The 9,690-nt window shown below is 57.1% G+C and carries 13 protein-coding genes; 8 read left to right on the top strand and 5 right to left on the bottom strand.

The window, feature by feature from the left end; all coding sequences use genetic code 11:
* Positions 1-97 (bottom strand): L-lactate dehydrogenase (locus GXX82_12235; protein NLT23807.1); only part of this gene is annotated, 97 nt, incomplete at its 3' end.
* 179 nt (positions 98-276) lie between these two features.
* Between GXX82_12235 and GXX82_12230 the strand changes: the two genes are divergently transcribed.
* Positions 277-1,053: an EEP domain-containing protein gene (locus tag GXX82_12230; GenBank protein ID NLT23806.1), complete on the top strand. Its 777-nt coding sequence runs from the start codon at positions 277-279 to the stop codon at positions 1,051-1,053.
* On the opposite strand, the gene GXX82_12225 is transcribed toward GXX82_12230, so the two are convergent.
* The 3 genes from GXX82_12225 to GXX82_12215 form a co-directional block, all read right to left on the bottom strand.
* Positions 1,024-1,623: an adenylyl-sulfate kinase gene (locus GXX82_12225; GenBank protein ID NLT23805.1), complete on the bottom strand. Its 600-nt coding sequence runs from the start codon at positions 1,621-1,623 to the stop codon at positions 1,024-1,026. The two genes, GXX82_12230 and GXX82_12225, sit on opposite strands and share 30 nt — an antisense overlap.
* Before the next feature lie 195 nt (positions 1,624-1,818).
* Positions 1,819-2,064, bottom strand: coding sequence for a hypothetical protein (locus tag GXX82_12220; GenBank protein ID NLT23804.1), 246 nt, complete (start codon positions 2,062-2,064; stop codon positions 1,819-1,821).
* A gap of 261 nt (positions 2,065-2,325) precedes the next feature.
* On the bottom strand, positions 2,326-3,678 hold the full coding sequence (locus GXX82_12215; protein NLT23803.1) for a sigma-54-dependent Fis family transcriptional regulator: 1,353 nt from the start codon (positions 3,676-3,678) through the stop codon (positions 2,326-2,328).
* A 291-nt stretch (positions 3,679-3,969) separates the two neighbouring features.
* On the opposite strand from GXX82_12215, the gene GXX82_12210 reads away from it, so the two are divergent.
* Positions 3,970-4,143 (top strand): hypothetical protein, encoded by a 174-nt coding sequence (locus GXX82_12210; protein ID NLT23802.1) that lies wholly within the window; start codon positions 3,970-3,972, stop codon positions 4,141-4,143.
* A 47-nt stretch (positions 4,144-4,190) separates the two neighbouring features.
* Positions 4,191-4,514, top strand: coding sequence for a hypothetical protein (locus GXX82_12205; GenBank protein ID NLT23801.1), 324 nt, complete (start codon positions 4,191-4,193; stop codon positions 4,512-4,514).
* 52 nt (positions 4,515-4,566) lie between these two features.
* Here GXX82_12205 and GXX82_12200 read toward each other — a convergent pair whose 3' ends face one another.
* Entirely contained in the window at positions 4,567-6,783 is a 2,217-nt protein-coding gene (locus GXX82_12200; protein NLT23800.1) for a PAS domain-containing sensor histidine kinase, read from the bottom strand.
* A gap of 349 nt (positions 6,784-7,132) precedes the next feature.
* Here GXX82_12200 and GXX82_12195 point away from each other — a divergent pair, with 349 nt between their 5' ends.
* The 5 genes from GXX82_12195 to GXX82_12175 all read left to right on the top strand — a co-directional run bounded on the left by GXX82_12195 (position 7,133) and on the right by GXX82_12175 (position 9,454).
* Complete coding sequence (locus GXX82_12195; protein ID NLT23799.1) at positions 7,133-7,537, top strand: response regulator; 405 nt, start codon at positions 7,133-7,135, stop codon at positions 7,535-7,537.
* A gap of 211 nt (positions 7,538-7,748) precedes the next feature.
* The gene (locus GXX82_12190; GenBank protein ID NLT23798.1) at positions 7,749-8,003 is read left to right on the top strand and encodes an AtpZ/AtpI family protein; all 255 of its coding nucleotides are present in this window, start codon (positions 7,749-7,751) and stop codon (positions 8,001-8,003) included.
* Positions 8,004-8,013: 10 nt separating this feature from the next.
* Positions 8,014-8,367 carry a hypothetical protein gene (locus GXX82_12185; GenBank protein ID NLT23797.1) on the top strand — a complete coding sequence of 118 codons (354 nt, stop codon included), beginning with the start codon at positions 8,014-8,016 and terminating at the stop codon, positions 8,365-8,367.
* Entirely contained in the window at positions 8,357-9,076 is a 720-nt protein-coding gene (gene atpB, locus GXX82_12180) for a F0F1 ATP synthase subunit A (protein NLT23796.1), read from the top strand. Before GXX82_12185 ends, atpB begins: the two co-directional genes overlap by 11 nt.
* Positions 9,077-9,121: 45 nt before the next feature.
* Positions 9,122-9,454 carry a F0F1 ATP synthase subunit C gene (locus GXX82_12175; protein NLT23795.1) on the top strand — a complete coding sequence of 111 codons (333 nt, stop codon included), beginning with the start codon at positions 9,122-9,124 and terminating at the stop codon, positions 9,452-9,454.
* Positions 9,455-9,690: the final 236 nt, after the last annotated feature.

Below are 9,690 nucleotides of genomic sequence, written 5' to 3'. Positions count from 1 at the left end.
TGTCGATGAGAACGATCTCTGTCCCGAAGCCCTTCATGACAATGGTGTAGGCAGCCGTGGAACCTACCAAACCCGAGCCGACAATACCTATCTTCATGGCTTTCATCTCCTTCTTTTCTGTTCCCACCCCTCCGACCGTACCGGGGAGGGGGCGGCCGGCACGATGACGGGGAATAATGCCACAACGAAACGCGGCAGACCGGAGGTCGATGAATTTCCTCGGTCTTTGGACGTGTCACACTTGCGCCCGGGCGTTTTTTGACCTATCCTTACTTCATGCCCTCGCCCGTGAGATTCTCCATCATGACCTACAATGTGCACAGCTGCATCGGCAACGATGGGAAGGATATGCCCCGGAGGATCGCCCAGATCATCGCGGCGCTCGATCCCGATATCGTGGCGCTCCAGGAACTTGACGTGGGTCTCAGCAGAACGGGCGGGGTGGACCAGGCACACCTCATCGCGTGTGAACTGGACATGTTCTTCCATTTCCATCCCAGCCTCCACATTCAGGGAGGGCGCTACGGCAATGCCATACTCAGCAGACACCCCATCCGGCCCGTGAAGGCCGGCGCTCTCCCCTCGCGGCGCAAGGAACCCCGCCGGGGTGCTCTCTGGGTCGAGGTCGACATCGAGGGACACGCCATCCAGGTCATCAATACCCACCTCGGGGTCACGCCTGTGAGGCGCAGGACACAGTCGGCGACTCTTCTCGGTCCCGACTGGCTGGGCAACCCCCGGTGCCGTCCACCGGTGGTCCTTTGCGGCGACATGAACGCGACCCCCGGCTCCTACGTCCATCACAGCTTTTCGCGGGAACTGACGGACGCCCAGCTCTTGCTCCCGGGACGTCACCGCCCCAGGAGAACCTGGCCGAGTATCACCCCCTTCCTTCGCCTGGACCATGTCTTCCTTTCGCGGGACATACTCGTCAGAAACGTCAGGGTCCCCCGATCCATGATCGCGAAGATGGGTTCCGACCATCTCCCCCTGCTCGTGGAGGCTCAGTTATTGGAGCCGCCCTCAGAGAAAGATCACCTTTCCGTCGGATGAACGCTTTCTGACGCCCCTGCGCGCCCTGTCGATAAAACCAAGCGCCTCAATGCCGCGCAGGACTTCGCAGGCACTGTCGGCGACGGATGAACGGGCCGTTTGTATGTGGATCTCCGGCAAGGTGGGTTTCTCGTACAAGACGCCTGCACCGGGAAGGCTCCCGATCTCTCCTCTATCCGCCTTCCTCCAGAGACCCTTGGGATCCCGCGACCTGCAGACGGATTCGGGACAGTCCACGAACACCTCCGCGAACTTCTCGATATGAAGGCGCGCGGTGGCTCGATAGTAACGCCGGGGCGCGGTGGCACAGATCGCCACGTTAACCCCGCTTTCGGTGAGGTGTTCGGCAAGATATACCAGAACGCCATAGAACCAGTCCCTCTCCTCATCCGTATAGAGAGGCCGCGGCGTCAGCACCTTCCGCAGCCTGGCGGAGTTGAGGACGACAGCCGTCACCCCCCGCTCCGACAGCATTCCGCACGTCATTTCAGCCACCGTCGTCTTTCCCGACGACGGCAAACCGGTGAACCACAACGCGAATCCCGGTCGTGCAGCGGACTCTATCACCATCCCTTCCCCCTTCCCCGGCAGGACAGCATCGGTACCGCTCGATAACTTTTCTTCTCTTCAGTATGATACCGGACACCGCTTCGCGCCCGACAGTCCTCCCGTTCCTGTCCCCGTGATGTGCTGTCGATACCACGGTTCGCCGGTGCCGGAACGGGTGCCTTCCCCCCTTGAGAGTATTCCCTTACCGGCCCCGCATCACCGGATCAGACTCATTATATCTATCCCCCTGGCAGCCTTCTTGAGCAGGCGCCGGTTGTGGAGCACCACGTCGTCTATGATCTCGCCGCACTTGATGCAGCGCCAGACCCAGATGTGGGCATACATGCCGTAAAACCTTTCACGGATCAGAAAGGCATTGCAGCGCGGACAGATGTGTGTTTCCTGAGCATCGAACTTACTCCTCGGTACTCGCCTGCGTACAGGGCCTACTTTCCTTCCCATGGTTCCTCCTTCTTTCCCATGGATCCATTTGTTCACACAGGATGTATCCTCGTTGGAACTCGCCCGGAATATGCAACTTGCCCCGAGCCTGCAATTTGCACGCCATGGGATGGAAAGCGAACGCAAAGGAACATCGGGCAGTGTGTTACGACGGGGAAGGATGTCCGGCCGGGACCCGGGCGCCCTCAGGGTGGTGGGGCAAACAGCCCCTGTCAGGCAGGCATTGTGCCCCACAGTACCCGCGGCTTCCAGGGTTGCCGGTCATTCGTTCTTGAGCTTGCGATAGAGCGTCTTTCTGTCAATGCCGAGCACTTCCGCTGCCCGGGAGCGGTTTCCGCCGGCCTCCGCCAGCACCTCTCCGATGTATTCCCTCTCAAGATCTGCAAGGGTTCTCCCCTTTTCATGGGCGCGGTCGAGGAAGGAACTGCTGTTGGGTCTGGTCATGAGGGAGGGTAGGTCGTCAGGAACAACGGTCTCGCCGCGACACAGCGTGACACCCCTCTGGATAGCATTCTCGAGCTCCCTCACATTGCCCGGCCATGAGTAGTCCATCAGGATCCTCATTGCCTCGGTGGAGACGTGGGTGACCTTCTTCTTGAGGTCCTTGTTGAATGTATTGAGAAAGTGCCTGACCAGAAGCGGGATGTCCTCCTTCCTGTCCCGAAGCGGAGGAAGATCGATGTCTATGACCCGGAGCCGGTAATAGAGGTCGCTTCGGAAGAGCCCCTGGTCTATCCGCGCCTGGATGTCGCGGTTGGACGTGGAAATGACGCGGATATCCGTTGAATATGAGGTCGTACCTCCCAGGGGCCTCACCTCCCTCTCCTCGATGACCCTCAATATCTTGGCCTGAAGCGAGGTGGGCATTTCGGTCACCTCGTCGAGGAAGAGCGTCCCTCCCGCCGCCCCGATAACGAGCCCTTCCTTGTCGACCTTCGCGTCGGTGAAGGCCCCCTTCTTGTATCCGAAAAGCTCGCTCTCCAGCAGGTTCTCGGGGATGGCGGCGCAGTTCACGGCCATGAAAGGCCCGTTCTTCCTGGCACCGTTGTAGTGAATGGCCTTTGCCACAAGCTCTTTTCCGGTCCCGCTCTCGCCCGTGATAAGGACATTGCCCGATGTGTCGCAGACCATTTCGATCAGCTGGTATATCCTCTGCATGAGAGGGCTCTTCCCGATCATCCTGTGGAAGCCGTAGCGGGATTCAAGCTTCCGTTTCAGGCCGAGAACCTCTTTCCTGAGGGATTTTGTCTCCAGGGCCTTGTCGACGGCCAGGATAAGCTCGCTCAGATCACCGCTCTTCGTTATGAAATCGTAGGCGCCCATCTTCATGGCCTGGACGGCTGAATCGACGGACCCGAAGGCGGTGATGAGGATGACGGGTGTCGTGGGGGCAACCTTCTTCGTCTCTTCGAGAAGCTGCAGGCCGTTCTTCCCGTCCATCTTGAGGTCAGTGAGGATGACGTCGAAATCGACCTGGTTTATGAGCTGAGAGGCCATGGCGCTGTCGCCGGCAACGGCGACGTCGAAACCTTCCGAGGTAAGCGTTTCCCTGAGAAGATCGCACCATCTGACCTCATCGTCGATCACCAGTATCCTGTGGAACCTGTCTTTCACCGGAACACCTCCTCGCCCACCGGCGGGACCCTGACCCGCGCGGGCCACCCTTTGCGACAGGAACGATCGGAGTCTTGACCTCATTGTACCCCATTATCGCGGGAACGTAAAGGACGGGCTGGGGCAGAAGACCACTGCCAGGGGGCAAAACGCCCCGGTCTCCTCGTCCCGGCAACCGCGAGCCGCTTACGCTTTTCCCTGTTATTGCAGCCACAGAGAGAGATGGTACATCTTTTGCTTTACCGGGCATGCACGACGTTCGTATGCCGTGCAAGAGTGGAGGAAAGCATCATGATACTCATGCCGAAACCGGGGGAAAAAGTCAAAAGCAAGTTCAACGAGAGGGAATTCATCATCGAACTGGTGGGCGAAAGAATGATAGTCCTCAAGGAAAAAAGGGAAGCCATACGCTTCGTTACCACGATCGACAACCTGCGGTCCTTCTATGAGTACGCCGCAGGCTAAAACGCTTCCTGATGTACCTGATCACATCAGGAAGAAGGAGGGAAACGATGAGACGATCGATTGTTTGCGCCATCCTGGCGATGTCCTTTCTTTTACTGTTCATATCGGCGGCAACATCCATGGACGCCGGAATGACCCGATCGATGACAGGCAAGGTGATCGGTGTCGATGACAATGGAAAGGGCATCTCGATCTCGTCTATGGTCGGCGGAAAGGAGATTGTCGCCGGTGCCATCGTAACGGAGGCGACGACGGTTCATGTCAAGGGCAGGAAAGCGGGTATTACTGACATCAAGGCCGGAGACAGGGTCACGCTGACCTATTCTTACGAGAAGGATGACCTTTACGCAAAAAAGATCGTGAAGAAGTGACGGGGAACTGACACGCGTCCCCGGGTCGGCACGACCGGGGACACTTCCTGTTCTAGTCGGGAAGGGTGAAGCAGAAAGTCGCGCCTCTGCCCGGGCGGCTCTCTGCCCAGATGCGTCCCCCGTGACGGTGGATGATCCTCTTCACCGTGGCAAGGCCTATCCCGTTGCCTTTGTAATCCGTCTCCTTGTGGAAGCGTGAAAAGGGCTCGAATATTCGCCCCGCGTGGGCAGCGTCGAACCCGCACCCGTTGTCCCTGACAAAAACCACAAGGTCCTCATTCTCGCGTCGGGACCCTATCTCAACCATGGCTTCCCCTTCATTTCTGGAGGTGAACTTGTAGGAGTTGTCGATCAGGTTCTCCATGACGATCCTGAGGAGACTGTAGTCCCCTGTCACCGTCAGCGTCTCCGGGGCCATCAATCTCAGGGACCTGCGGGGATAGAGGTCTCCGAAGTATTGCTGGAGGGACCGTGACATCTCCGCCAGGTCCACGGTGGTCCTGTTCATCTCCCCACCGGCGATCTTGAAAAGCCTGAGAAGGTCCCTGACCAGGAACAACGCGTTCTGGCTCGTCTCCCTGATGTATTCTATGTAGTCGTGGCTCTTTTCCCTGAACTCCTCTTCCGCAAGGTCGAGGAGCCTCCGGCTGAACCCGTTGATGACGACGAGGGGAGACCTCAGGTCGTGGGTGACGGAATGCACGAAACCTTCGAGCTCCTTGTTCGTGTCTTCAACGAGGACCAGGTTCTTCGCCAGTTCCGCGTTGAGTGTCCTGATCGACTCCTCGGACATCTTCATTCTGGTGATATCGACAAAGCTCCCGACGGCCCCCACTATCTCGCCGCCGGCCACAAAGGGAGTGGTGTTGGCCAGTATGGGAACGACCTGGCCGTCCGGCCTTATCAGGGCCATCTCCTCGCCTTTCACCGTCTCGCCGTGAAACAGGGACCGGTTGAGGGGAAGCTCCTCGTAAGGGCACACCTGGCCGTCCGGCCTGAAAAGCTCCAGTCCCTTGAGGTCTCCGACCTCATCAAGGTCGGACGGGGTCTTGCTTCCGAACAGGTCCCGGGCACGCCGGTTCGCGTAGACTATCCGCCCCCCCCTGCCTTCCATGACCACCACACCCGCAGGGACGACATTGAGAATGGTCTCGAGGCGCTGCTTTTCCAGCAACACCCGGGTCTCCGACAATCGGAGCTCCTCCTGCGCCTTGTTGAGGCCCATCAGGATGTCCCTGAGGTTGCGGTTCTGGACCCGCAGGCTGTCCGTGCGCTTTCTGACGATCGCGTCGAGGTCCCTGTTGAGCCTCTGGAGTTCCTTTTCCTTTCTCTTGAGGCCCGACACGTCTCCCACGGAGCCGATCCATCCGATCCGCTTGCCTGAGTTGTCATAGAAGGCGGAGTACATGACGAGGGCGTCGAAACGCGTGCCGTCCCGTCTTTGAAGGCTGACCTCAAAGGAACCGGACGTCCTTCCTCCCCGCAAGACCCTCAGGAATGTCTTCCGCGCCTTCCTGCGCTCATTCTCAGGCCAGTAGACGTAGGGGAAACAGCTGCCCAGCAGTTCTTCCCTCGTCCAGCCCACTATCCTGCAGAAGGCCGGGTTGACGTATATCTGCCTGCCATGGTGATCGATGGCGCCGATCCCTATGCTCAGGGACCTGCCGATCGCCTCACGAAAGGAATGCTCCGTCTCTATCTCCGCCTCGTTGCGCTTGAGCGAAGTGATGTCCCGCATGATACCGAGAACGGTGCCGACGTGGCCTGCCGCACCAGCCTCGGGGACAAGGCGCAGGGCGAAGTGCAGCGGGCTTCCGTCCCCGTCGCACATGAGCTCCAGTTCCTGAGGCAACGAACTCGAAAAGGTCTTCCGTGCCAACTTCTTTACCCGGCCCTTTGCCTCACCGGGTAGAAAGTCCCAATCGTCGAGGGAGCCGGGATTCCTCTCCCCCCCCTTCCGGAAAAGGTCGAGCATGACGTTGTTCATGAAGACATGCCTGAGTTTGCGGTCGAGACGGAAAATGCCGTCGGGTATGTTGTCGGCGAATGCCTTGAGCTCAGCCGAAGGTTCCACGGGGGCCTCGTCGAGAAACCCCCGCACGGATCGGAGCGTGCGGTCCTTTCCTGTACGTCTCCGTTCCCTCGGGGTGCTGACGCCGCCAGTGTCAACCAGCAAAGCCTCTGTGGGAGAACGCTTTCCTGAAGGTTTCGGGTCGCCGTCCGGCACACCCGGATGCAGCGGGTAAAGCCTGTCTTCGCCGCCTTTCATAGACCTCCCCGGCAAAAGCTGTTCGCAGATCCTTCGGGGCACCCCTCGCCCCGCGCTGCTTTCCGAACAACCCGAGAGTACTTCCTAAGCAAAAAAACTGAGACCCCGTTAATCCAAGTATATCATAAGTTGCCTTGACGACGTTCTCATGTCGCTCCCCTTCATGCGGACGGGGCGAAAAGGGACACAAGGGGGGCAATTATTCCCATGCGCCGGAGGAGATACGGGTTTACCACTTATCATAAACAGTTGATATTTCAACATTTTACATGCGTCATACCTGCAGGCACGAATCTTGCTCCCTTAAGAGGGCCGAAACCAGGGCATATGTGGGCGGGAGTGTACGGTCTTGGAAGATGGAAAGACGATCCTGATCGTCGACGATGACGAGTATTTCGTCAAGCTTCTTGCGGAAGAACTCGGCGACGAAGGCTACACAACGAAACACGCCTCGAACGGGGTCGAGGCGATCCTTGTCCTCAAGCACTTGAAGCCCAGCCTGATCATCCTCGATATCGTGATGCCCGTCATGGACGGCATGGAAGTGCTGGGGCCCATCGTGCGCAGATACGAAGACGTTCCCGTGATCCTTCACTCCTCCTACGAGGATTTCAGAAAAGACTTCAAAAGCTGGTCCGCCGACGCCTACCTTGTCAAGTCCCCTGATTTCAGGGAACTCAAGGGAGTGATCCGCTCGCTCCTCACCAAGAACCGCCGAAGAAGACCGAGCCGGACACCACGACCGGGGGTGTGATCGCCCGGCATCTCCGGGGAGCCGAAGAACCCGTCGCCGACGAGGCCGGGACAGCCGGGAAGGAAGAAGCGCTTTCTCTGTTCGGCGCTTCGCCACCCGGCCTCCGCAGACCCTTTCCACCCGTGCAGATACGTTGTCTCCAACGATAAAAATAACGTTGACTATCATACATTCCCTGTGATAGAAGAAAAGAGCCGCAAGCGGGTAACAAATGACTCTTCAAGACAGTAAGAAGGATATTTACAGGACGTTGCTCAACTATAGCGCCCTGGGTCTTGAAATGGGTTTTTGTGTTGTCATCGGTCTTGTGGCTGGCTTTTACGCCGACAAATATTTGGGCACGTATCCCTATCTCACGTTCGTTTTTATGATCTTTGGGATGATAGCCGCCTTCAAAGCGGTTTACCGGGCATACAAAAGGCTCAAAAAGGAAGACGATGAGGGAGATTACCGTAACCCAGGTTGAACGCTGCAACATGGCGCTTTTCTTGCTTGGTTCCATCGCGGTCGCCGTCATTACCCGTGATGTCATGGCCTTCTTCAGTTTCGCTGTGGCAAGTGCCATCGTCATCCTGAACTTCCGGCTCCTCAAGAAGATCATCGCCCGGCTCATCCTGAAACAGGAGATCGGGAAAAAGGATATCTACCTCGCCCTTCCCGCGAAGTTCCTCCTCCTCCTGGGAATCCTCACCGTTGTCGTGGTCTATGGGAACGTCAAACCCTTCTACTTTCTCATGGGTCTTTCCACGGTCTTTGTATCTATTTTGATAAGTCAATTGTTGCCGCTTTTCAGTTCCAGCTCGCAAAGGAGACAAGATAATGGGGCATGAAGCTTTTACCTGGGTGTCGTTCATACCTTTCCTCAAGACAATGCCGCCGCATGTGTCGAATGCGATCGTTGTTTCGATCTTTCTTCTTCTCATCGTTTTTCTTGGCTACAGGCAGGTGAAAAAGCTGGAGGACCAGATCGTTCCCGACGAGAAGCTCACCTTCAGGAACCTCGTCGAGATCATTGTTGAGGCACTCACCAATTTCGTCAAGGAGAACATGGGTGAACGGGGACCTCAGTTCATGCTCATCATCGGCACACTGGCCCTTTTCATTCTCTTCAACAACCTTTCCGGTCTCATCCCCGGCTTCCTTCCCGCGACGGACAATGTGAACACGACCTTTGCCTGTTCGCTCACGGTGTTCGTCCTCACACACTATTACGGACTGCGGGAGCACGGGATCAAGTACCTGAGGCAGTTCGTCTTCATCAGTGACATGATGCCGTGGTACGCCAACGTTATCCTCAGCATCCTGATGTGCCCCATCGAGCTCATCAGCCACATTGCGAGACCCATGTCCCTGGGTATAAGGCTCTTCGGCAACATAACCGGTGACCACCTCGTTACCGCCATATTCTTCGCCCTCGTTCCGCTCCTGATACCGGTCATCTTTATGTTCCTCGGCCTCTTTGTCGCCTTTGTCCAGACATTCGTTTTCACACTGCTTTCCATGGTTTATTTTGCAGGTGCCGTTTCCCATGACCATTAATATGATGATGATGCAAGAATACAAAAAAGAAAGGAGTGAATAGTGATGAAAAAGGTTGTGTCCATTTTGATGCTCAGCGGTTTGATCCTCGTTCTTTCCTGCGGCTTTGTGCTTGCGGCTGAGGAAGCTGCAAAGGCCCCCCTCGACTCAAATGTGAAGGCCATGTTGGCCATCGGCGCCGGCGCTGCGATCGGCATCGCGGCTCTTGGCGGCGCACTGGGACAGGGCAAAGCTGCGGCGGCAGCCCTTGAAGGCATTGCCAGAAACCCGGGAGCATCGGGAAAGATCTTCGCCCCGATGATCATCGGCCTCGCCCTCATCGAATCACTGGTCATCTACGCTCTGGTTATCGCATTCATTTTTGTAGGCAAACTCTAAAAAAGCTCTGCAGGGATGGTCTTTCCACAGGACCATCCCTGCAGTTAAGCCCACCATTTCAGACACACACTTCCCGCACCAGGCGCATTGCCTTCCGTTGAAACCAGGTCAAGTCTTGTCTAGTCATATCCTTACAGCAATATCCTGTCCTTGTAAGAGATGGGAATGGATAGGACTAACAGGAATGGATAGGACCTATAGGGGGATAGGACCTATAGGGGGATAGGACCTATAGG

It is taken from the genome of Syntrophorhabdus sp. (genome assembly GCA_012719415.1).
Lineage (GTDB): Bacteria > Desulfobacterota > Syntrophorhabdia > Syntrophorhabdales > Syntrophorhabdaceae > Delta-02.
The sequence above is the reverse complement of the archived record's forward strand: the minus strand, read 5'-3'. Positions and strand labels throughout refer to the sequence as shown.